Source organism: Nocardioides sp. NPDC023903, assembly GCF_040639295.1.
Classification (GTDB): domain Bacteria; phylum Actinomycetota; class Actinomycetes; order Propionibacteriales; family Nocardioidaceae; genus Nocardioides.
In genome coordinates, this window is sequence record NZ_JBEZZS010000002.1 from 231601 (window position 1) to 252768 (window position 21168).

Genomic DNA, 21168 nt, shown 5'->3' on the forward strand with positions numbered 1-21168 from the left:
TCAGACGGGCCGTCGCAATAGGTGAAGGCCCCTCCGAGCCTATTTTCTGTCGGTCGATCTGCAGGGCGGAACTCATGGACTATGGAAAGTACTAGACCAGAGGATTTGGACCGTACTTTCCAGGCCCTCTGACCCAGACGGGCCATGCCCGCGAACGGGTCGCGAATGACGATGGCCGTCGTGGTCGGCTACCCTTGACACATGCAGATGTCTGTCCTGCTTCTTAGGCAGCCGCGCTGACCCTGAGGGACACACCCCGGTCACGCGGCCACCCCTCCATGTGAGGGGTTTCTTTGTTCCAGAAGCAGTCTTGACGCACGACACTCGACAAGGACGAAAGACCAATGACGCAGGAGCAGGCCGAGCAGGCGACGTACGACGTCGTGGAGTTGCAGGACAAGTGGCGCCCCATCTGGGAGAAGCTGGAGCCGTTCAAGGCGGGCCAGCGCGAGGGGGCTGAGAAGCGCTATGCGCTCACGATGTTCCCCTACCCGTCCGGTGACCTGCACATGGGCCACGCCGAGGTGACCGCGCTGCACGACGTGATCGCCCGCTACTGGTGGCTGAAGGGCTTCGACGTCCTGAACCCGATCGGCTGGGACTCCTTCGGCCTGCCCGCCGAGAACGCCGCGATCAAGCGCAACGAGAACCCCGCCGGCTGGACCTACGCCAACATCGAGACCCAGGCGGAGTCGTTCAAGCGCTACGGCATCTCCTTCGACTGGTCGCGCCGCCTGCACACCTCCGACCCGGAGTACTACAAGTGGACGCAGTGGATCTTCCTGAAGCTGTACGAGGCCGGCCTGGCCTACCGCAAGAAGTCGCCGGTCAACTGGTGCCCCAACGACCAGACCGTGCTGGCCAACGAGCAGGTCGTCAACGGCGAGTGCGAGCGCTGCGGCGCGGTGGTCACCAAGCGTGATCTGACGCAGTGGTACTTCAAGACCACGGCCTACGCCGAGGAGCTCTACAACGGCCTGGACCAGCTGCAGGACACCTGGATCGGCAAGGTCGTCAACATGCAGCGCAACTGGATCGGCCGGTCCGAGGGCGCGCACGTCGACTTCGAGATCTCGCTGACCTCGGGTGAGACCAAGAAGGTCACCGTCTTCACCACCCGTCCCGACACGCTGTACGGGGCGACCTTCATGGTCGTCGCCGCCGACGCGGACCTGGCTGCCGAGATCGTGGCGCCGGACCGGGCTGCCGCGCTGGAGGGCTACCTGCAGGACGTGCGCAAGGCCTCCGACATCGACCGGCTGGCGACCGACCGTCCCAAGACCGGTGTCGACCTGGGCGTCACCGCGACCAACCCCGTCAACGGCGAGCAGATCCCGGTGTGGGCGGCCGACTACGTGCTGGCCGACTACGGCACCGGCGCGGTGATGGCCGTTCCTGCCCACGACCAGCGCGACCTGGACTTCGCCAAGGCGTTCTCGCTGCCGGTGCGCCGCGTCGTGGACGTGCCGGGCGCGGAGAACCCCGAGGAGACGTACGTCGCGACCGCGGGCGACGGTGCGTACGTGAACTCGCCGGAGCTGGAGGGCGTCGCCGACAAGGCGGGCGGCATCCACAAGATCATCGAGAAGCTGGAGGCCGACGGCCACGGCAAGGGCACGATCAACTACCGGCTGCGCGACTGGCTGCTGTCGCGGCAGCGCTACTGGGGTGCGCCGATCCCGATCGTGCACTGCCCGGTCGACGGCGAGGTGCCGGTGCCCGAGGCCGAGCTGCCGGTGCAGCTGCCGGAGCTGAAGGGCGCCGACCTGAAGCCGAAGGGCGTCTCGCCGCTGGCCGCGGCCTCGGAGTGGGTCAACGTCTCCTGCCCGAAGTGCGGCGGTCCGGCTACGCGCGACTCCGACACGATGGACACCTTCGTGGACTCGTCGTGGTACTTCCTGCGCTACCTGTCGCCGACCGACGAGACCCAGGCGTTCTCCTCCGAGCTGGCCCGCGAGTGGGGTCCGGTCGACTTCTACCTGGGCGGCGACGAGCACGCGGTGCTGCACCTGCTGTACTCGCGGTTCTTCACCAAGGCGCTGCGCGACATCGGCCTGATCGACTGGGACGAGCCGTTCACGTCCTACCTGTCCCAGGGCAAGGTCATCAACGGCGGCAAGAAGATGTCGAAGTCGCTGGGCAACGGTGTGAACCTGTCGGACGTGCTGGAGGAGTTCGGTGTCGACGCGACCCGTCTGACCCTGGTCTTCGCCTCCCCGCCGGAGGACAACATCGACTGGGCCGACGTCTCGCCGGCCGGCTCGGTGAAGTTCCTGCAGCGGGCCTGGCGCCTGGCCGGGGACGTGACGTCCTCCCCGGATGTCGACGTCTCCGGTGGTGACGTCGCGCTGCGGCGTACGACTCACAAGACCATCGCCGAGGCCGAGCAGCTGATCGAGTCCTACCGGTTCAACGTGGTCGTGGCTCGCGTGATGGAGCTGGTCAACGCGACCCGGAAGGCGATCGACTCCGGTGTCGGTCCCGCCGACCCCGCCGTACGTGAGGCCGCGGAGACGGTCGCGATCCTGCTCTCGCTGGTCGCGCCCTACACCGCCGAGGAGATGTGGGAGCGTCTGGGGCACGAGCCGACGGTTGCGCGGGTCGCGTGGCCGACGGTCGAGCCCCACCTGCTCGTGGAGGACTCGGTGACCGCAGTGGTCCAGATCAAGGGCAAGGTGCGTGCGCGCCTGGAGGTCTCGCCCTCGATCTCCGAGGCTGACCTCGAGGCCGCCGCGCTGGCCGACCCAACGATCGCGGCCGCGATCGAGGGTCAGACCGTACGCAAGGTCATCGTCCGCGCGCCGAAGCTCGTCAACATCGTCGTCTGATCGGATCGGCTCGCGCTGTCGACGCGATGGGTCGATCTGTAGGCTTCTGACATGGCCCGGGTAGCGATCGTGACCGACTCGACCGCGATGCTTCCATCCGATCTCGGGGATGCCACGGAGCTGATCACATCGGTGCCGTTGCAGGTGATCGTGGATGGGACGTCGTACGACGACGGGGTGGAGGAGACGTCGCCCGAAGCGCTGCTGACGGCGTTGGCGGCGCACAAGACGGTGACGACCTCAAGGCCATCGCCGGCGCTGCTGGCGGAGGTCTACGACAAGCTCGCGGCTCAGGGCTTCGAGGAGATCGTCTCCATCCACCTCTCCGCGGAGCTGAGCGCGACGTGCGAGTCCTCCATGCTCGCCGCGCGGGAGGCTCCGGTGCCGGTGACCACCGTGGACACGCGGCTGGTCGGGCCCGGGGTCGGCTTCGCGGTTCTGGCCGCCGCGGAGGTGGCCGGGCGAGGCGGGAGCGCTGCTGAGGCGCGCGAGGCGGCGTTGTCGCGGGTTGCCGCGACGCGTTCCTACTTCTACGTCGACACGCTCGAGTACCTGCGCCGGGGCGGGCGGATCGGAGCCGCCGCAGCCCTGCTCGGGACGGCGCTCGCGGTCAAGCCGCTGCTCACGATCGAAGAGGGTCGGGTCGTGCCGCACGAGCGGGTGCGTACGGCTGAGCGGGCGATCGCGCGGCTGCAGGCGCTCGGGGTCGAGGTGGGCGAGGATGCCGACGCCGTCGAGATCGTCGTCGCTCATCTGGGCAGCCCGGACCGTGCGGCCGCGATGGCCGCGGGGCTCTCCGCGGAGCTGGACGGCAAGATCAACGGCGACGTACGCGTCGGGGTGCTGGGCGCGGTGCTCGGTGCGCATGTCGGGCCGGGGTGTGTGGCGGTCGTTGTGGGGCCCAAGCTCTGAATCTGGACCTGATTGTGGGCCGGTTACCGTCCACAGGGGCGGTTGAGGATCGGGTTCTCCACAGGCGCTGAAAACGCGCTCGGAAGTGTCGGCGCGGGCGCATAGCTTCGGCGTCATGCGGACCCGACCGACCTCTGATCACGCCGATGCCGTCGCCCGGCGGCTGGAGCAGCTGCGCGCCGAGCTCGACCCGCCGGAGGAGGACCAGGGCGAGGAGGACTGGCAGCCGCCGTGGTGGGACGGGCCGCGGGCGACCGACACCGCGGAGCTGGATCCGTTGGTGCCTGTGCCGGGACGTCACGCGTCTCGGCGGCAGGTCGTGATCTCGCCCGACGCGGTGCTGCCGGAGCCGCTGCGCGGGCGGGTGAGCCTCGGTCCATGGCACCTCGTCGTCGTCTCGCTGGTGCTGGTCGCCGGGTTGGCGGTGGCCTGCTGGTGGATGATCCGCGCCGACCCGGAGGTGGTGCCGGCCGCCCGGGCCTCGCCCTCGGCCTCCCCGCTGGTCGCGCTGCCGACCGGCTCGGCCCCGCCCGGGAGCACGGCCGCGGTGCCGTCGGGCGGTGCGCCGACCGGGACTGTGACGGTCGACGTCGAGGGCAAGGTGCCCAAGCCCGGCATCGTCGTGCTGCCGGTCGGGTCGCGGGTGGTGGATGCCGTCGAAGCCGCTGGTGGGGCGCCCCACAAGCACCTCGCCGGACTCAACCTCGCCGCTCTGCTCAGCGACGGTCAGCAGATCGTGGTGGGTGCGCCCAACGGGGGAGTGGGCGCTGCTGCAGCCGGCTCCGGTGGTCCGGCCGCTGGGGCGCCGGGAGCGGGAGTGAGCCTCAACGCGGCCTCCATCGAGGAGCTGGAGACGTTGCCCGGGGTGGGGCCGGTGACGGCGCAGGCGATCATCGACTGGCGCACCACCAACGGCGCGTTCACCTCCGTCGACGAGCTGCTCGAGGTCGACGGAATCGGGCCGAAGACCTATGACTCGTTGGCACCGCTGGTCACGCTGTGAACGACCTGCGACTGCCGCTGCTCGGGGCCGGCGCGTGGGCGGGAGCGTTGACCGGGCCTGTCGTGGTCGCTGGCGGACGGACGGGAGTGGTTCTCCTGGTGCTCCTTGCCGCGGTCCTCGGCGTCGGCGGTGGATGGGCCGCTAGGAAGCGCCGCCCGACGGTGCTGGCGTTGGTCCTGATGATCGCCGGGACCGCGATCGTCGGGGGCCTGCACGCCGCCCGGGTCAGCGACAACCCGGTGGCGGACCTGGCCGCGCGCAAGGCGCAGGTACGGGTGGTCGCCACCGTCACCACCGACCCGAAGGAGGTGCGGGGCGAGCACGCGACGTACCAGCTCCGGCGTGCCAGCGTGCGGGAGATCAGGGGCCGTGGGGTGGTCTACCGGCTGCGTACGCCGGTGGTCGTGCTCGGCGACGAAGCGTGGGAGGACATCCCGCTGGGGGCGACGGTGTCGACGACCGGACGGCTGGGGAAGAGCGACTCGCACGAGGAGTCGGCGCTGCTGATCGCGGGGGCGCCGAGGGTCGTGTCGGGTCCGGGGATCTGGTGGCGAGCCTCCGAGACGCTGCGTGGCTCGATCCGGCAGGCGGTGGCACATCGGCCGGCTGACCAGGCGGCGCTGGTCCCTGCGCTGGTCGACGGCGACGACACCGGTCTCTCCGACGAACTGGCGGACGACTTCCGTACGACCGGACTCACCCACCTGCTCGCGGTCTCGGGCACCAACCTGACCCTCGTGGTGGGGTTCCTCCTCATCGTCGCCCGCTGGGCCGGGGTGCGGGGGAGAGGGCTGTACGCCGTCGGGGTGCTCGGCATCCTCGGGTTCATCGTCCTCGCCCGCACCGAGCCGAGCGTGGTACGAGCCGCCGCGATGGGTGCGGTCGGACTGCTGGCGATGACCCACAACGGACGCCAGCGAGCACTGCGCGGGCTCGGCGCGGCGGTGATCGGGCTCTTGCTGGTCGACCCCGGGCTGGCGACCTCGGTCGGGTTCACCCTCTCGGTCCTGGCCACGGCCGGCATCCTGCTCTTCGGGCCACCGTGGCGCGACGCTCTGAGGCGTTGGATGCCGCAGTGGTGCGCGGAGGCGATCGCGGTCCCGGCAGCGGCGCAGTTGGCCTGCACTCCGGTGGTCGCCGCCATCTCCGGCCAGGTCAGCCTGGTCGCGGTGCTCGCCAACCTGCTCGTCGAGCCCGCCGTCGCACCTGCGACGGTGCTGGGTCTCCTCGGAGGTCTGCTCGGGCTGGTGTGGGATCCGCTCGGCATGGTCGCCGGCACGATCGCGACCTGGTGCGTCGCCTGGATCATCGCGGTGGCCCGTTTCGGTGCCGGACTGCCGACCGCGGAGGTCGGCTGGGCGACCGGGCCGCTGGCATTGGCGGTGCTGGTGGGCATCTGTGCCGCGATCGCCTTCCTGGCGCCTCGGATCCTGCGGCATCCGGTCGCCGGGGTTGCCGGATGCCTGGTGCTGCTCGCGGTCGCGCTGGTGAGGCTGCCGAGCCCGGGCTGGCCTCCGCCGGGGTGGGTGCTCGTGATGTGCGACGTGGGACAAGGAGATGCCTTGGTGGTGCGCACCGGTTCGGGAAGTGCCGTCGTCGTGGACGCCGGTCCCGATCCGGACCTCGTCGACGACTGTCTCGACCGCCTCGAGATCGAGGAGGTTCCGCTCGCGGTGATCACCCACTTCCACGCCGACCACGTCAACGGCGTCGAGGGCGTCTTCGCCGGGCGCCGGGTCGGTGAGCTGTGGACCTCACGGCTCCAGGACCCGCCCGAGGGCGTACGGGTCCTCGGGGAGACCGCCGGCGTGGCCGGGGTGGTGCCGGTTCCGGCTCCCTACGCGGCCACGACCACCATCGGTGAGGTGCGGATCCAGGTGCTCTGGCCAACGGGCGAGTCCGACACCCGCGGTCCCGGGGACGGCTCCACCGCCAACGACGCGAGCGTCGTCCTCCTCGTCGAGTCCCGCGGCCTGCGTCTGCTGCTGACCGGCGACATCGAGCCGGAGGGACAGGACCAGCTCGCCGACGACCTGGCCGAGCTCGACATCGACGTGCTCAAGGTGCCCCACCACGGCTCCCGCTACCAGGACCTCGACTGGCTGCGTACGCTCCGGGCGCAGGTCGCACTCACCTCGGTCGGTGCCGCCAACGACTACGGCCACCCGGCCGCCGCCACGGTCCAGGGGCTCGAGGAGAGCGGCACCAAGGTCTACCGCACCGACCGAGACGGCTCGGTCGCGGTGGTCGAGTCGGGAGGTGAGGCAGCCGTGGTGACGCGATAGGTCTCGACCCGCTTCGCGGCTTCGCAAGCTCAGCCGCTGCGCTCGCTCGACCTTCTCCCGTTGCGCCGCCGCTCGTTCCTCGCGGCGCCGCAGGCTCGAATGTCGGTGCCGTGTGGGAGGGTTTGGGCATGGCACGCACCGCCTCCGCACCGAGCCCCACCGGCAACCTCTCGGCCTCCGACGTCCTGGGTCGGGTGATGCTGGTGACTGGCAAGGAGGAGTTCTTGGGGGAGCGTACGGTCGCGGCCGCGAAGGCCGCGGTGAAGGCCTACGACGCCGAGGCTGAGGTCTCCGAGGCGACCGCCGCCGACCTGACGCTGGCCACGCTCGGCGAGCTGAGCGCGCCCTCGCTCTTCTCGAGCATCCGGTGCGTCGTGGTGCGCAACCTGGAGAACCTGCCGGACGAGTCGGTCGCGGGCCTGATGGAGTACGCCGGGATGCCGTCGGAGGAGGTCGGGCTCGTCCTTGTCCACGGCGGCGGGCAGAAGGGCAGCGGCACGCTCGCCAAGCTCCGCAAGCTCCCGAAGGTGACCGAGCACAAGTCCGTCGAGCTGAAGGCGCGTGAGTTCGGTAGCTTCGTGAAGGCCGAGATGCGGCTCCACGGAGCGAGCATCGACGAGGAGGGCGCCGACTTCCTGATCCAGGCGGTCGGCCAGGACCTCCGCGCCTTGGCGGCCGCAGCGAGCCAGCTCGCCGGCGACAACGAGGCGAAGCGACTCGGCCTGGATCATGTGAAGCAATACTTCGGCGGCCGGGCCGAGGTGAAGAACTACGTGATCGCCGACGCGATCATCTCCGGCGACCGGGTCAAGGCCCTCGAGGAGATCCGCTGGGCCCTCGACACCGGCTCCTCCCCGGTCTACGTCCTCTCCGCCGTGGCCGGCCAGCTGCGCACCGTCGCCAACCACGTCGCCGGCATCCGCGACAGCGGCACCCCGCCCTGGAAGCAGAAGTCCATCGCCGGCCTCGCCCGCGGCTGGTCCCGCGAAGGCATCGGCGAGGCCCTCCGCTCGGTCGCCCGAGCCGACGCCGACCTCAAGGGCGCCGCCAGCGACCCGGCGTACACGCTCGAGCGCCTCGTCCTCACCCTCGCCTCCCTCCGCCAGCGCTGACCCCCCGAGGCGTCACCCCGGTCGGCCGAGGCGTCACCTAGGACGGCCGAGGCGTCAGGTACGTCGGCCGAGACGGCAGTACGGTGCCAACTCGGCCGACGCAAGTGACGTTTCGGCCGACGTAAGTGCCGTCTCGGCAGGGGCGGGACGTCTCGGCAAATGACGAAAGCCCCCGTCGCTAAGGACGGGGGCTTCGGCGGGGCTTACCTCAGAGGGAGGAAGCCTTCTTGGCGATCGCCGACTTGCGGTTGGCGGCCTGGTTCTTGTGGATGACGCCCTTGGAGGCGGCCTTGTCGAGCTTCTTGGTGGCGACCTTGGCGGTCTCGACCGCAGCGTCCTTCTCGCCGGCCTCGGCGGCGGCGTGGAACTTGCGGATGACGGTCTTGAGCTCGCTCTTGACGGCCTTGTTGCGCTCGTGCGCCTTCTCGTTCTGCTTGTTGCGCTTGATCTGCGACTTGATGTTCGCCATGGGTGAATGATCTCCAGTGCTTCGACGTGTGGTGGTGCGAGCTCTCAATCCGGCCCCTCGGGGAAATGAGAGGGGAGAGGCCTACGCGAACACGCTTGCGGTCAAGATTACAGACTCGCGTCGTTTGGCCTCAAATCGCCGTACCTCCCATAGCTACTCCGGGGTAGGCTGTGGTGATCTCGGTCACGAGATTTCCGGCGGAACCCCCTGTTGCGGCTCGGCTCCAGCGTCTAGGGTCCCCCGCGCGGTCCCTCTCGTGCTAACCGCCCACCGTTCACCCCCCACGCACACACTGCAGGCCAGGAGAATCATGCCGACCCAGTCCGCGATCGATCTCGCATTCCTCGACGAGATGCCGGCGAACTTCGCCCTTCACTTCCTCAACCGGGTCAAGGCGACCCCGAATGCGGAGGCGTTCCGTTATCCCGTGGTCGGCTCGACGACCGAGGCAGGCGGAGAGGAGTGGAAGTCGCTGACCTGGAAGGAGGCCAGCGACCTGGCCAGCCGGCTCGCCGCGGGCCTCGTCTCGCTCGGCCTCGAGCTCGAGCAGCGGGTCGGCATCGCCTCGACCACACGCTACGAGTGGATCATCGCCGACCTCGCGGTGATGCTCGCCGGCGGCGCCACCACGACGGTCTACCCGACGACCAACGTCGACGACACCGCCTACATCCTCGGTGACGCCGAGTGCCGCTTCGTCTTCGCCGAGGACGACGGTCAGCTCGCCAAGATCGCCGAGAGGGCCGCCGACCTGCCCGAGATCGTCAAGGTGATCACCTTCGACGGCGAGACGGACGGCGAGCGGGTCATCGGCCTGGACGACCTGGCGGTCATCGGCGACAAGTACCTCGCCGACCACCCGGACCTGATCGAGGAGACCGCGGCAAAGATCACGCCGGACCACCTGGCCACACTGGTCTACACCTCCGGCACCACCGGCCGGCCGAAGGGCGTACGCCTGCTCCACCGGGCCTGGGTCTACGAGGGCGAGGTATTCCGGGCCAAGGGCGACGTGCTCGGCCCCGACGACCTGCAGTTCCTGTGGCTGCCGATGTCGCACGTCTTCGGCAAGGTGCTGCTCTCGGTCCAGATCGCCTGCGGCTTCCCGACCGCGATCGACGGCCGGATGGACAAGATCGTCGACAACCTGGCGATCGTGAAGCCGACCTTCATGGGCGCCGCTCCGCGCATCTTCGAGAAGGTGCACGCCAGGATCACGATGATGGTCGAGAACGACGGTGGCGTGAAGAAGAAGCTCTTCGACGCCGCCTTCGCCAACGGCATCGCCCGTGACCGGTTGCTGCGCGAGGGCAAGTCCGTGCCGACCTCGATCGCGCTCAAGCACGCCGTGCTCGACAAGCTGGTGCTCAGCAAGGTCCGTGACCGCTTCGGTGGCCGCGTACGGTTCTTCATCTCCGGCTCGGCCCCGCTCAACCGCGAGATCGCCGAGTGGTTCCGGGCCGCGGGGATCCTGATCATGGAGGGCTACGGCTCGACCGAGAACGCCGCAGGCGCGTCGGTCGGCACTCTGCAGGAGAACAAGCTCGGCACCGTCGGCAAGGCGTTCCCGGGCAGCGAGGTGAAGATCGGCGAGAACGACGAGCTGCTCATCCGCGGCCCGCACGTGATGCCGGGCTACCACAACCTGCCCGAGGAGACCGCCAAGGCGCTCGACGCCGAGGGCTGGTACCACACCGGTGACAAGGCCTCGATCGACGAGGAGGGCTACATCACCATCACCGGCCGGATCAAGGAGCTCTTCAAGACCTCGGGCGGGAAGTACGTCGCGCCGCCGGCGATCGAGTCGAAGTTCGCCGCGCTGTGCCCCTACACCAGCCAGTTCCTGGTCTTCGGTGCCAACCGCAACTTCGTCAGCGCGCTGATCGCCCTCGACCCCGAGTCGATCACCGCCTGGGGCGCCTCCCACGGTCTGGAGGGGAAGTCCTACGAGGAGATCGTCACCTCGCCGCAGGTGCGCGAGCTGATCGGCGGCTACGTCGACGAGCTCAACGCGGGCCTCAACCGCTGGGAGACCATCAAGAAGTGGGAGATCCTCGAGCACGACCTGACCGTCGAGAGCGGTGAGCTCACCCCGTCCCTGAAGGTGAAGCGCAACGTCGTCGAGGCGAAGGAGCAGGCGCGGATCGACGCCTTCTACGCCGGGTCCTGATCCCAGGCTCGGCGCTCCGCCAGCCAGTCCAGACACACCTCGCCCTGCCACCGCTGCATTCTGCGGAGGTGGGGCGAGGTCGTCTTGACCGGCTGGTCGGCGGCGGCCAGGAAGTAGCCGGCGAAGAGGGCCAGGACGGAGTCGATGGCCTCCGGTGCGGCCTGCGACAGCAGCGGATGGGCGGCCAGGAACGACTCGGCGTCGAGGCCGTCGCCGCGCGGCCCGACCAGCAGCAGGAGCGAGTCGATCCAGTCGGCGCCGAGGACCGGCCAGGTCCACTCGACCAGCAGGACACCACCGTCGGGGCGGATGAGGATGGTGTCGTCGCGTACGTCCAGATGGACCAGCGTCTCGCCGGCCGTGTGCTCCGCGAACCCGGCGGCGAGCTCGGCAGCCTGGTCGGCATACGGGTAGCCGGCCACCCGGTCCCACAGGGCGGGGTAGGAGGCGTGCTCCTCGGCGAAGGTCGGCCAGCCGATGCCCGGCGCCGGGGTGAGCGCGGCCGCGGTCTCGACCAGCGCCTGCGAGACGACCTCGAGGTCCGAGGGCGTCCAGGGCCGTGACGGCAGCCGCGACTCGACGTACTCGAAGGCCAGGACCACCCACTCGCCGTCGTCGAACCACTTCAGCTTGGGGGCGGGGACCCAGCCGGCGAGCTTCTTCAGCTTCGCCGCCTCCTCCCGGTAGAGCGCCGCGGAGTCGCGCTGAGCCTTGGCGGAGGCCGCCTTCACGAAGTGCTGGGAGCCGTCCCGGCAGGTCAGCACCGAGGCGAACCCCGGCGTGAACCCGGCCCCGTGCGACTCCGCCGAGACCACGGGCCCACCGCCGAGCCGCTTCTCGATCGAGGACCGCAGGAAAGGCGGCAGGTGGGGCCACTCCAGGCGGCGGGCGGTCTGCCCGTGCGGGATGTTCGTCGGGATCGCGCTCACGCCCACATCCTTGTGTACGCCGGCCATGATGCGCCAGCGCACCACGGCACCGGTGGCTACGACATCGGCGGCTGGTCGAGCTGTGCGGCGGGCTTGCCCGTGGCGACGTCCCAGGCGGCGACGCCCTCCTCGGCCGACGCGGTGTAGAGGGTCTTCCCGTCGGGGCTGAAGATCACCTTCGAGCCCGACAACGCGGTCCGAACGAGGTCACGGGACTCGCCGGCACCGCCCAGCGCCTTGGGTGCCCACAGGATCAGCCCGGCATCGTCGGAGTCGCTCGTGGCAGCCAGCGAGCGAGAGTCGGGGGAGAAGGCGACGGCGGCGACCGGGTGACCTGGAAGCGTCTCGGCGGCCTCGAGCGTCTTGGCGTCCCAGATCGTGGGGTAGCCCTCGGTGGTCACACCGGCGATCCAGCGGCCATCCGGGCTCCAGACCGGGTCGGCGACGTTCGCGGCCGCGACGGTGCCGACCTCGTCGCCCGATTCGGCCTCCAGGACCGAGACGCTGTCGCCGGAGGCAACCGCCACCAGGTCACCGTCCGGGCTGAACGAGATGGATCCGACACCGTTGCCGAGGTCGGTGCTCGCCACCTCGTCCCCGTCCTCGACCGACCAGATGATCAGGTCGCCCTCGAGCCCGGCGCCGGCCACGAGCCGCCCGTCGGGGCTGAACGCGATCTCGCCGACCGGGCTGGCATCGGTGACCTTCGGGTTCGGCAGGCCCTCGAGCCGCTGGGTCTGCTTGTCGCCGTCCACCTCGACCAGCGCGATGTCCGAGCAACCGACCTTCCGTGCGACGAGCGTGAGGTCGGGGCTGATGGCGCCGTAGCCGGTCTCGGAGATCGTCTCGTACGCACCACCGGCTGCGTTCCAGCGGCAGGTGCCGTCGGTGCAACTGGCCACGACGTACTTCCCGTCCGGGCCGGCGACCAGCGAGCCAGGGTCGAGCCGCGAGGGCATGACCGCGGCCGCCAGGCTGATCGAGTCACCGGATGTCCCGAGCGCGGAGATGTCGCAGCCGTCCTGGTCGGGGTCGCCGGCGCACCCGGCCAGGAGCGCGGCGGCGAGCACGCCGATGAGCGGGACGCTGAGGACGTACGTTCGGGGTTTCATCGGTCCTTCTGGAGAGATCGGTCAGGCGAACGAGGACACGTCGAAGTAGGCGACGGTGCCGTCGGTGCAGGTGAGGCGGTCGAGTCGACGGCCCCCGGTCTCGACGAGGTCCTGGCGGTCCCGGACCTTGTCGAGGGCTCGGAGCATGTCGTACTCGTCGTTGATACGCAGCACCGACCACGGATGTTGCTCGCTGCCGTCGCCGGTGGAGCGGATGCTGCGCAGCGCGGCACCGGCGACCTGGCGCTCGCGGGCGGCGGCGCGGCCCTCGCCGGACTGCTCCAGCGCGGTGGCCATCCGCAGGTGGACCGAGGGGCTGAAGATCGCCCCCGGCATGGCCCGCCGCAGCTCGGCGGCGGCCGCGGCGTACGACCCCTCGGCGAGCAGCCTGTCGACCGAGTCGAGGTCGAGATCGGCGGTGAAGTTGGCCGCGCCACGGACGGCGCGGCGAAGCGGCCCGAGGGTCTCGGGGCCGGGGTCGTCGAGGTAGGCGGAGACCAGGTCGGCGTACGTCGTCATCGGGACTCCTCCAGGAGCCGGTTGAACTCCTCCTCGGTGAGGTTGTTCAGGTAGTCACGGCCCGAGTTGCGAGCGTCGGTCTCGACGGGCTGGTTGTAGTACTCGTCGAAGGAGTCGCCGTTGTCGGTGCTCTTGTAGTCGTCGAAGTTCTCCTCCCACTCCTCGGCCTGCTCCTCGGTGATCCCGTCTTCCTTGTGCTCGTCGAAGGGGTCGTCCTCCCACCAGAACTGCCAGTCGTTCTTGTCGTCGATGGCCTCGTGCTGGCGACCGTGACGGACCTCGTGGGCGACGGTGTTGATCAGCATGCCGGGGTTGTCGAGCACATTGGGGTTGAGCGCCATAGTCGGCTCTTCGTCGCTCCAGTAGCCGAACGTGACGCCGTTGCTGTCCCACTTGTCGTTCGCCAGGGCGTCCCAGTCGATGGTGGGCATGTCGACGCCGCTCTCCGCGGCGATCTTCTTGACCATGGCCTCCAGCACGGCCTTGCGCTCCTCGATGCTGAGCGTCTCCCACTTCTCCGCGATGGCCGGGTCGATGTTGCCGTACTCGTCGCCCTGCTCGTTGATGCCGGTCGGCAGGCCGCGGGCGAGGATCGCGTCGACGCCGACCGCCTTCGCCAGTGCCTTCTCGATCTCGTCGGCGAGCTCCTGGGCGACGTTCTGGCGGCTGTTGCCCCACTCCTCGGCCTCGAAGCGGCTCTTGAACGTGGGTGGGGTGGCCGTGCTGGTCACCGTGCCGTCGTCACTGACCGTGAACTCCTGGGTCTTGGCCCGGTCGAGGATGCCCTGGACGAGTCGCTCGATGGCCTCGACCTCGGGCTCGGCGGTGTAGAGCGCCTTCTGCATCTCCTGCTTGGCGGTGATGTGGCTGCTGAGGTCCTTGACGAGACCGTCGCGGTGCCCTCGGGCGGCGTCCGCCGCCATCCCGGTCCAGGACTTGGCCACGCCGTTGGCCTCCAGCTCGTCGCGGCTGGTCTCCAGCTTGCGGAGGTCGGCCTTGAGGCCGTCGCCGGCGTCACCCAGCGGTGCCGCCTTCCAGGTCTTGACCTGGCCGAACGTGATCGCCATCAGACGAGCGCGGTCGCGTCGAAGTGAGCGAGGGTCCCGTCGGTGCAGGTGTGGCGGTCGATACGCCGCCCGTCGGCCTCCAGGAGATCCTGGCGGCCGGGGACCTTCTGGAGCGCGCGGAGCAAGTCATATTCGTCGTTGATCCGCAGCACGGTCCAGGGGTGCTCCTCGGTGCCGTCGCCGCTCGCCCGGATGCTCCGCAGGGCGGCGCTGGCGACCTGGCGCTCGCGGGCGGCGGAGCGCTCCTCACCGGAGCGCTCCAGAGCGGTCGCGAGGCGCAGGTGAGCGGACGGGCTGAAGATCGCCCCGGGCATGAGTGCCCGCAGCGCGTTCGCGGCCTCGGCGTAATTGCCGTCGGCGAGCAGCTTGTCGACGTCGCTGAGGTCGAGGTCGATGGTGAAGTTGGCGGAGTTGCGGACCGCGCGGCGCAGCGGCGCCAGCGTCTCGGGGCCGGGGTCGTCGAGGTAGGCGGTGACCAGGTCGGCGTACGTCGTCATTTCGACTCCTTCAGGAGACGGTCGAGCTCTTCGGGTGACACGGTGTCGAGATATTCACGACCGGACTTGCGGGCATCTGCCTCGACGGGCTGGTTGTAGTACTCCTCGAACGTGGCGCCGTTGTCGGTGCTCTTGTAGTCGTCGAAGTTCTCCTCCCACTCCTCGGCCTGCTCCTCGGTGATGCCGTCCTCCTCGTGCGCGTCGAAGGGGTCGTCCTCCCACCAGAACTGGAAGTCGTTGTTGTCCTCGATCGCCTCGTACTGCCGGGCGTGACGCAGCTCGTGGGCCACGGTGTGCAGGATGTCGGGGTCCTGGAGGCGGTTCGGGTTGAGGCGTACGGTGTGGTCGCCCTCGCTCCACGAGCCGTTGGTGTTGCCGAGTGTGCCGTCCCAGACGATGTCTTCGACCTCGACGCCGTACTCCTCGGCGAGCTCTTTGATCTTCTGGTCGATGATCGCCTGCTTCTCGGCGTCGGTGAGCTGGGCCCACCGCTCGGCGGTCTCGGGGGACGCCATCCCGCGCTGCTCGCGGGTGTCGTCGAGCGACTGGTCGGTGCCGGAGGGGATGCCGTCGGTGAGGATCTGGTCCACACCGGCCGCCTTGGCGAGGGTGTCGGTGATGTCGTCGGCGAGCTCCTGGGCGACGGTCTGGCGGCTGTTGCCCCATTCCTCGGCTTCGTAGCGGTTCTTGAACGTCGGTGGGGTGGCGGTGCTGGTCACCGTGCCGTCGTCGCTGACGTTGAACTCGTTCGTCTTGGCCCGGTCCAGGATGCCTTGGACCAGGCGCTCGATGGCCTCGACCTGGGGCTCGGCGGCGTAGAGCGCCTTCTGCATCTGCTGCTTGCCGGTGATGTGGCTGCTCAGCTGGGCCACGAGAGTGTCGCGGTGGCCGCGAGCGGCGTCGGCGGCGACACCGGTCCAGGACTTGGCCACGCCGTTGGCCTCGAGCTCGTCGCGACTGGTCTCCAGGTTGCGGAGGTCGGCCTTGAGCCCGTCGCCGGCGTCACCCAATGGTGCCGCCTTCCAGGTCTTGACCTGGCCGAACGTGACCGCCATCAGTTGGGGCCCATGACCTTTCCGGCCTTTTCGCTGGCGGCCTTGTCTGCGGCCTCGAATTCGTCGAGAGCCTTCTGCATCTCCGCGGCCAGCTTCTGGGAGCTGTCGGCCGCGGCCTTCGTCTCATCGGTCCAGCGGTTGCCGAGATCGGACATGTAGGTGACCGACTCCGCCCCTGGGACCGCAGCGCCCGCCTTGGTCAGATAGCCGGCGGAATCGGCTTTGCGTACGGCGCTCTCGGCGTCCGTGGCGATGCCGATGGATGTCTTCATGTCCTTGGGGACGACATGAATTTCGCTCATGGTCTGCTGGTCCTCCTGGGCCCGAACGGGAGACGGCTAGGGCGTGTCTTCGGAGAGACACGCCCTAGCCGGGAGACCCTAACGGAAACTCGGGTCCAGCGTCTTCGTAAATAGCGCTCCGCCGTCGACGTCACGGAGGGTGACGGTGAGCTGCTGCGTACGTCCGTCGATCTCGACCTCGCCGAAGAACTGGAAGCCGTCGGCGGGTGAGGTGTTGGCGGCCGGGGGAGCGGCCACGAACTCGGCGGCCGGACCGAAGGTGGGGTCGAGCTTGTTGGGGCCGAAGGCGCCGGCGTTGAGCGGGCCGGAGACGAACTCCCAGAACGGGTCGAAGTCCTGGTAGGCCGCGCGGTCCGGCGAGTAGGAGTGCGCCGCCGTGTAGTGGACGTCGGCGGTCAGCCAGACGTGGTTGCGGATGCCGAGGCGCTTGAGCCCGGTCAGGACCTTGGCGATGTCGAGCTCGCGGCCGAGCGGGGCGCCGGCGTCGCCCTGGGAGATGCCCTCCTGCAGGGTGCCGTCGGGGACGACCAGGCCGATCGGCAGGTCGGCGGCGATGACCTTCCAGGTGGCACGGGAGGCGGCCAGCTCGCGCAGGAGCCACTTCGTCTGACGCTCGCCGAGCACGCCGCCGTCGGCGCTCGTCTCGGCGTTGGTCGTGTTGGTGTCCTTGTGGGTGCGCATGTCGAGGACGAAGAGGTCCATCAGCGGGCCGTAGGAGAGCTTGCGGTAGATCCGGCCGTCGGGGTCGGGGGAGGCGTCGCCGACCGGGATGTACTCGTGGAAGGCCTGCTTCGCACGGGCCGCGAGGACGTCGACACGGCGCTCGGTGTAGCGGCCGTCGTCGGGGAGGATCTCGCCCGGGTACCAGTTGTTGGTGACCTCGTGGTCGTCCCACTGCGCCACGATCGGCGTCTGGGCGAGGAACGCGCGCCAGTTGTCGGCGAGCAGGTTGTAGGCGTACTGCCCGCGGAACTCGGCCAGCGTCTCGGCGACCTTGTCCTTCTCCTCGGTGACGATGTTGTTCCAGACCCGTCCGTCGGGGAGGGTCACGGTCGAGGTGAGCGGGCCGTCGGCGTAGACGTTGTCGCCGGAGCTCAGGAAGAAGTCGGCCTCGCGCGCCGCCATCGCGGGCGCGATCCGGAAGCCACCGAAGTCGGGGTTGGCGCCCCAGCCCTGCCCGGCGATGTCGCCGGACCACAGGAACCGGATGTCCTGGCGACCTGCCGGGGCGGTACGCAGTCGGCCCATCTCCCAGGCGCTGCCGCGTCGCGGGTCGTCGGGGTCGACGGCGCGTACCCGGTAGAAGTAGTCGCGCCCCGCCTCGAGGCCGTCGACCTTCAGCTCTCCGGTGAAGTCGCTCTTCGCGGTCACCACCGGACCGCTCACGGGCCGGGCTCGGCGGAAAGACTCGTCGGCCGAGATCTCCGCGACCAGGCGCGAGGTCTTGTCCGCGCGGCTCCACAGGACACCGCCGCGGGCGCCGACGTCGCCGGACTGGACGCCGTGGGTGAGGGCCGGGCGGTTGCCGCGGACGAAGGCGGGGGCGGAGGTCGAGACGGCGTTGGCGGCTGCAGCGGTCGTGGGGATGACGAGTCCGGCACCGGCGGCGGCACCGAGGCCGAGGACGGAGCGGCGGTTGAGTGGGGTCATGGACCAAACCTGCCGATTCCGGCGGAACGACCGGTGAGTTCCGCGGGTCGTGTCGGTGAACACGTACGCCAAGGGTGCCGTCCCCGGGTGGAAGAAGAATTTCTTTCACCCGGATGTCGAGAACGCCGGGCGGGCTCCGAGAGAGGGGTGAAGGCCGGAGATGCCGGCCGCACCTGAGGAGCGACATCATGAACGACGAGTACGCCATGCCCGCCATGCCCGCACCGAGCCCCGGCGTCCGCGCCCTGGACCGGCTCATCGGCACCTGGAAGGTGACCGGTGGCGCGGACGGCGAGGTGACCTACCGCTGGATGGAAGGCGGCTACTTCCTGCTGCAGGACGTACGCCTGGAGCAGTTCGGCCAGGTCACGACGGGAATCGAGGTGATCGGCAACCTGCGCCCCTTCGGTGAGGAGCCGAGCGCCGACGTGCACTCGCGCTACTACGACAACACCGGCGCCACCCTCGACTACGTCTACGAGCTCGACGGCGACACCCTCACCATCTGGGGTGGGGAGAAGGGCTCGCCGGTGAAGTTCGTCGGCACCTTCGACGAGACCGGCGACGTGATGACCGGCGAGTGGGACTATGCAGGCCAAGGCGGCTACGAGTCGACGATGACCCGGGCCTGATCCGCACGCCGCAGCAGGTAGTCGCGTTCGGCCTCGTTGGCGGTCAGCTCCGCAGCCGCCCGGAACTGGGCGGCTGCGGACGGGTCGTGCCGTTGGTCCAGCAGGTGCGCCCGCACCGCGAGGACCCGCTGCGCGGTCAGCGGATCGCCGGCGAGGCCGTGCTTCGCGTCGAGCTCGTCCAGCAACTGCAGGCCGACCACCGGGCCGAACGCGTGAGCCGCCGCGACCACGCGGCCCAGACGGACCGGCGCGGTGGGCAGCGTACGTTCCAGCAGCAGGTAGAGGCCGAGGATCTCGCGCCAGTCGGTGTCCGTGGCGGACTCCGCGTGGGCATGGACGGCGGCGATCGCCGCCTGGAGCAGGAAGGGCCCGGGATCACTCCGCCCCCACACCTCCTCCAGTACGGCCAGCCCCTCCTCGATCAACGCGCGATCCCAGCGGGAGCGGTCCTGCTCGGCGAGCGGCACCAGGCCGAGGTCGGGGTCGGTGCGTGCCGGCCGCCGCGCTTCGGTGAGCAGCATCAGCGCCAGCAGACCGGCGACCTCGGGCTCGTCGGGAGTAATCCGCGCGAGCATCCGGGTCAGCCGGATCGACTCGTGCGCCAGGTCGACCCGGCCCAGCTCGGAGCCGGCGGTGGCGGTGTAGCCCTCGTTGAAGACGAGGTAGAGCACGTCGAGCACGCCGCCGATCCGATCGGCGCGCTCGCTCTCCCCGGGTGGTGTGAAGCGGGCGCCGGCCTTGCGCAGCGTCTGCTTCGCCCGGCTGATCCGGGTGCCCATGGTGTTCTCCGGGACACCGTACGCATGGGCGATCTCGGTCGTCGTCAGCCCGCCCACGGCGCGCAGCGTGAGCGCCACCTGCCCGGTCCGCGACAGCGCCGGATGGCAGCAGAGCAGCAACAGCGTCAGGCTGTCGTCGGTCTCCGCCGCCGGGCCGGCCGGAGTGACCACCTCGGCGATCCCGACCTGGAGCTCGCGGCGATGGGCCGCCTGCTCGGAGCGGAGCAGGTCCACCATCCGCCGGTAGCCGATCCTGGTCAGCCAGGAGCGCGGGTTCTCCGGAACGCCGTCGCGCGCCCACTGGACGCTGGCGTCCAGCAGTGCCTCCTGGACAGCGTCGTCGGCCGCCTCGAACCGGCCGAAGCGGCGGACCAGGGCGCTCAGGACGTACGGCGCCTCGGCCCGCAACAGGTCCTCGAGCGCCGCTGGTCCGGTCATGCCGACAGAGCCTAGTTTCGGGGACTAGTTTCGGGGCATGAAATACCTGCTGCTGGGATACACGCCCGCCGACGCCTGGGACGCCTCCGAGACGGCCTCCGAGGAGGCGCTCGCGGCGTTCGCGGAGTACCAGAAGTTCGAGGAGGAGCTGGTCGCCAACGGCGAGCTGGTCAGCACCGAAGGTCTGGGGCACCCGGCGGTGTCGGTCACGGTCCGGCCCGGCGAGAACGGTCCGGTCGCGACCGACGGGCCGTTCGCCGAGCTGAAGGAGGTGCTGGCCAGCTTCGCGGTCATCGACGTCGCCAGCCAGGAGCGCGCCATCGACATCGTGTCGCGGATCGTCGCGGTCCTCGGGGAGCCGATCGAGATCCGGCCGGTGATGGGGGATGACTTCGCACAGGTGTGACCCGCTGGGATGCGGGTGGCAGTATCTGCGGTGATGTGGGCGAGAAAGAACATGTACGCCGCTGTGCTGCTGCTCCTGGTGGCGCCGGTGCTGTTCGGCTGCGCCGCGGAGCCTCCGGCCGAGGCGGAGTCCGCCTCGCCGTCGATGCCCGCGATCACGGCACCCGAGACGTCGGCGAGCGCGCCACCACGCGCGCCGGAGTCGCTCGACATCCCGTCCGTCCCGCCTGCTGACGACCGCGGGATCGTCGAGGGCGGTGACCTGAGCTGGCCGCAGTGCCCCGAGGGGATGGGCATCAAGGAGCGTCGGACGCTGGGGCTGCCGATGCCGCTCGCCTCGGCGGAGTACGTCGTCATCGGGCTCACCAACGGTCCGGCGTTCACCCCCAACCCGTGCCTGGCCTCGCAGGTCGAGTGGGCCAAGAAGAACAAGGTGATGACCTCCGCCTATGCGGTCACCTCCTACCCCCGTGACGCCACGATCCGTGAGTACGGCGGCGAGGGGCCGGGGGACCCGGACACGAAGATCGGCCGGCTGACCAACGTCGGCTACCAGCAGGCGGTGTGGAATCTCGAGGAGATGAAGCGCGCTGGCCTGGAGTCGCCCTCGGTCTGGCTCGACGTCGAGCCGGTCGCTGTCTGGGAGTGGTCCGACGATGTCGAAGCCAACCAGGCGGTGGTCAAGGGCGCCCTGGCCGGCTACCAGGACGCCGGGAAGCGGGTCGGGGTCTACTCGATCGAGGGCCTGTGGACGCCGATCGTCGGCGACCTGCAGCTGCAGCTGCCCGAGTGGCGCCCGGCGGGTGAGGCATCGCGGGCCGCGGCCCTGGAGCGGTGCGGTGGCGATTGGATGTTCCAGGGCGGCGCCGCGGTGATGGTGCAGTGGCTCGAGGACGGCCGCGACCGCAACGTGACCTGCCCCGGCGAGTCGGTGCAGCTGCCGCTTTGGTTCCATCAGTACTGAGCGTGGGACAATAGGCGGTGACGTACCCGCCCCCGTTCTT

At 69.8% G+C, this 21168-nt stretch carries 19 protein-coding genes; 9 read left to right on the forward strand and 10 right to left on the reverse strand.

Annotation, left to right across the window (positions count from 1 at the left end; genetic code table 11):
* The first annotated feature begins 344 nt into the window (after positions 1 to 344).
* From leuS to holA, 5 genes are all read left to right on the forward strand, one after another.
* Entirely contained in the window at positions 345 to 2828 is a 2484-nt protein-coding gene (gene leuS / locus AB0F44_RS04575) for a leucine--tRNA ligase (RefSeq protein WP_357353108.1), read from the forward strand.
* Positions 2829 to 2879: 51 nt separating this feature from the next.
* On the forward strand, positions 2880 to 3740 hold the full coding sequence (locus AB0F44_RS04580; RefSeq protein ID WP_357353110.1) for a DegV family protein: 861 nt from the start codon (positions 2880 to 2882) through the stop codon (positions 3738 to 3740).
* Positions 3741 to 3855: 115 nt separating this feature from the next.
* Positions 3856 to 4743 (forward strand): helix-hairpin-helix domain-containing protein, encoded by an 888-nt coding sequence (locus AB0F44_RS04585; protein ID WP_357353112.1) that lies wholly within the window; start codon positions 3856 to 3858, stop codon positions 4741 to 4743.
* Positions 4740 to 7028: a ComEC/Rec2 family competence protein gene (locus tag AB0F44_RS04590; protein WP_357353114.1), complete on the forward strand. Its 2289-nt coding sequence runs from the start codon at positions 4740 to 4742 to the stop codon at positions 7026 to 7028. Before AB0F44_RS04585 ends, AB0F44_RS04590 begins: the two co-directional genes overlap by 4 nt.
* A gap of 128 nt (positions 7029 to 7156) precedes the next feature.
* The gene (gene holA / locus AB0F44_RS04595; protein WP_357353116.1) at positions 7157 to 8140 is read left to right on the forward strand and encodes a DNA polymerase III subunit delta; all 984 of its coding nucleotides are present in this window, start codon (positions 7157 to 7159) and stop codon (positions 8138 to 8140) included.
* A gap of 208 nt (positions 8141 to 8348) precedes the next feature.
* Here the strand turns inward: holA and rpsT are convergent, their stop codons facing one another.
* Positions 8349 to 8609 carry a 30S ribosomal protein S20 gene (rpsT, locus tag AB0F44_RS04600; protein ID WP_355227897.1) on the reverse strand — a complete coding sequence of 87 codons (261 nt, stop codon included), beginning with the start codon at positions 8607 to 8609 and terminating at the stop codon, positions 8349 to 8351.
* A gap of 310 nt (positions 8610 to 8919) precedes the next feature.
* Between rpsT and AB0F44_RS04605 the strand changes: the two genes are divergently transcribed.
* On the forward strand, positions 8920 to 10779 hold the full coding sequence (locus AB0F44_RS04605) for a long-chain fatty acid--CoA ligase (RefSeq protein ID WP_357353118.1): 1860 nt from the start codon (positions 8920 to 8922) through the stop codon (positions 10777 to 10779).
* Here AB0F44_RS04605 and AB0F44_RS04610 read toward each other — a convergent pair.
* From AB0F44_RS04610 to AB0F44_RS04645, 8 genes are all read right to left on the reverse strand, one after another.
* Positions 10764 to 11708 carry a hypothetical protein gene (locus AB0F44_RS04610; RefSeq protein WP_357353120.1) on the reverse strand — a complete coding sequence of 315 codons (945 nt, stop codon included), beginning with the start codon at positions 11706 to 11708 and terminating at the stop codon, positions 10764 to 10766. The genes AB0F44_RS04605 and AB0F44_RS04610 overlap by 16 nt on opposite strands.
* A 56-nt stretch (positions 11709 to 11764) precedes the next feature.
* Positions 11765 to 12820 carry a hypothetical protein gene (locus AB0F44_RS04615; protein WP_357353122.1) on the reverse strand — a complete coding sequence of 352 codons (1056 nt, stop codon included), beginning with the start codon at positions 12818 to 12820 and terminating at the stop codon, positions 11765 to 11767.
* A gap of 21 nt (positions 12821 to 12841) precedes the next feature.
* Positions 12842 to 13339, reverse strand: a complete 498-nt coding sequence (locus AB0F44_RS04620; RefSeq protein ID WP_350712926.1) for a DUF4919 domain-containing protein — start codon at positions 13337 to 13339, stop codon at positions 12842 to 12844.
* A complete protein-coding gene (locus AB0F44_RS04625; protein WP_357353124.1) occupies positions 13336 to 14406 on the reverse strand; it encodes a hypothetical protein in 1071 nt (356 codons plus the stop codon). Before AB0F44_RS04625 ends, AB0F44_RS04620 begins: the two co-directional genes overlap by 4 nt.
* Positions 14406 to 14903 carry a DUF4919 domain-containing protein gene (locus AB0F44_RS04630; RefSeq protein WP_357353126.1) on the reverse strand — a complete coding sequence of 166 codons (498 nt, stop codon included), beginning with the start codon at positions 14901 to 14903 and terminating at the stop codon, positions 14406 to 14408. The genes AB0F44_RS04625 and AB0F44_RS04630 overlap by 1 nt, the downstream gene beginning before the upstream one ends.
* The gene (locus AB0F44_RS04635; protein ID WP_357353128.1) at positions 14900 to 15958 is read right to left on the reverse strand and encodes a hypothetical protein; all 1059 of its coding nucleotides are present in this window, start codon (positions 15956 to 15958) and stop codon (positions 14900 to 14902) included. The genes AB0F44_RS04630 and AB0F44_RS04635 overlap by 4 nt, the downstream gene beginning before the upstream one ends.
* Positions 15958 to 16260, reverse strand: coding sequence for a hypothetical protein (locus AB0F44_RS04640; protein WP_357353130.1), 303 nt, complete (start codon positions 16258 to 16260; stop codon positions 15958 to 15960). The genes AB0F44_RS04635 and AB0F44_RS04640 overlap by 1 nt, the downstream gene beginning before the upstream one ends.
* Before the next feature lie 78 nt (positions 16261 to 16338).
* Positions 16339 to 17910 carry an alkaline phosphatase D family protein gene (locus AB0F44_RS04645; protein ID WP_357353132.1) on the reverse strand — a complete coding sequence of 524 codons (1572 nt, stop codon included), beginning with the start codon at positions 17908 to 17910 and terminating at the stop codon, positions 16339 to 16341.
* Between the two features lie 188 nt (positions 17911 to 18098).
* Between AB0F44_RS04645 and AB0F44_RS04650 the strand changes: the two genes are divergently transcribed.
* Entirely contained in the window at positions 18099 to 18542 is a 444-nt protein-coding gene (locus AB0F44_RS04650; RefSeq protein ID WP_357353134.1) for a hypothetical protein, read from the forward strand.
* Here the strand turns inward: AB0F44_RS04650 and AB0F44_RS04655 are convergent.
* Positions 18515 to 19759, reverse strand: coding sequence for a sigma-70 family RNA polymerase sigma factor (locus AB0F44_RS04655; RefSeq protein ID WP_357353136.1), 1245 nt, complete (start codon positions 19757 to 19759; stop codon positions 18515 to 18517). The genes AB0F44_RS04650 and AB0F44_RS04655 overlap by 28 nt on opposite strands.
* A gap of 37 nt (positions 19760 to 19796) precedes the next feature.
* Here AB0F44_RS04655 and AB0F44_RS04660 point away from each other — a divergent pair, with 37 nt between their 5' ends.
* Both AB0F44_RS04660 and AB0F44_RS04665 read left to right on the forward strand, forming a co-directional pair.
* Positions 19797 to 20165, forward strand: coding sequence for a YciI family protein (locus AB0F44_RS04660; protein WP_357353137.1), 369 nt, complete (start codon positions 19797 to 19799; stop codon positions 20163 to 20165).
* A 33-nt stretch (positions 20166 to 20198) separates the two neighbouring features.
* Entirely contained in the window at positions 20199 to 21128 is a 930-nt protein-coding gene (locus AB0F44_RS04665; protein ID WP_357353139.1) for a hypothetical protein, read from the forward strand.
* The last annotated feature ends 40 nt before the right edge of the window (positions 21129 to 21168 follow it).

Excerpts from the sequence above, each read along its gene's own strand:
- AB0F44_RS04665 (WP_357353139.1), top strand. The coding sequence starts at position 20,199 with ATGTGGGCGAGAAAGAACATGTACGCCGCTGTGCTGCTGCTCCTGGTG.
- holA (WP_357353116.1), top strand. The coding sequence starts at position 7,157 with ATGGCACGCACCGCCTCCGCACCGAGCCCCACCGGCAACCTCTCGGCC.
- AB0F44_RS04640 (WP_357353130.1), bottom strand. The coding sequence starts at position 16,260 with ATGAGCGAAATTCATGTCGTCCCCAAGGACATGAAGACATCCATCGGC.
- AB0F44_RS04625 (WP_357353124.1), bottom strand. The coding sequence starts at position 14,406 with ATGGCGATCACGTTCGGCCAGGTCAAGACCTGGAAGGCGGCACCGCTG.
- AB0F44_RS04660 (WP_357353137.1), top strand. The coding sequence starts at position 19,797 with ATGAAATACCTGCTGCTGGGATACACGCCCGCCGACGCCTGGGACGCC.
- AB0F44_RS04615 (WP_357353122.1), bottom strand. The coding sequence starts at position 12,820 with ATGAAACCCCGAACGTACGTCCTCAGCGTCCCGCTCATCGGCGTGCTC.
- AB0F44_RS04655 (WP_357353136.1), bottom strand. The coding sequence starts at position 19,759 with ATGACCGGACCAGCGGCGCTCGAGGACCTGTTGCGGGCCGAGGCGCCG.
- AB0F44_RS04605 (WP_357353118.1), top strand. The coding sequence starts at position 8,920 with ATGCCGACCCAGTCCGCGATCGATCTCGCATTCCTCGACGAGATGCCG.
- AB0F44_RS04580 (WP_357353110.1), top strand. The coding sequence starts at position 2,880 with ATGGCCCGGGTAGCGATCGTGACCGACTCGACCGCGATGCTTCCATCC.
- AB0F44_RS04620 (WP_350712926.1), bottom strand. The coding sequence starts at position 13,339 with ATGACGACGTACGCCGACCTGGTCTCCGCCTACCTCGACGACCCCGGC.
- rpsT (WP_355227897.1), bottom strand. The coding sequence starts at position 8,609 with ATGGCGAACATCAAGTCGCAGATCAAGCGCAACAAGCAGAACGAGAAG.
- AB0F44_RS04630 (WP_357353126.1), bottom strand. The coding sequence starts at position 14,903 with ATGACGACGTACGCCGACCTGGTCACCGCCTACCTCGACGACCCCGGC.
- AB0F44_RS04585 (WP_357353112.1), top strand. The coding sequence starts at position 3,856 with ATGCGGACCCGACCGACCTCTGATCACGCCGATGCCGTCGCCCGGCGG.
- AB0F44_RS04645 (WP_357353132.1), bottom strand. The coding sequence starts at position 17,910 with ATGACCCCACTCAACCGCCGCTCCGTCCTCGGCCTCGGTGCCGCCGCC.
- leuS (WP_357353108.1), top strand. The coding sequence starts at position 345 with ATGACGCAGGAGCAGGCCGAGCAGGCGACGTACGACGTCGTGGAGTTG.
- AB0F44_RS04635 (WP_357353128.1), bottom strand. The coding sequence starts at position 15,958 with ATGGCGGTCACGTTCGGCCAGGTCAAGACCTGGAAGGCGGCACCATTG.
- AB0F44_RS04650 (WP_357353134.1), top strand. The coding sequence starts at position 18,099 with ATGAACGACGAGTACGCCATGCCCGCCATGCCCGCACCGAGCCCCGGC.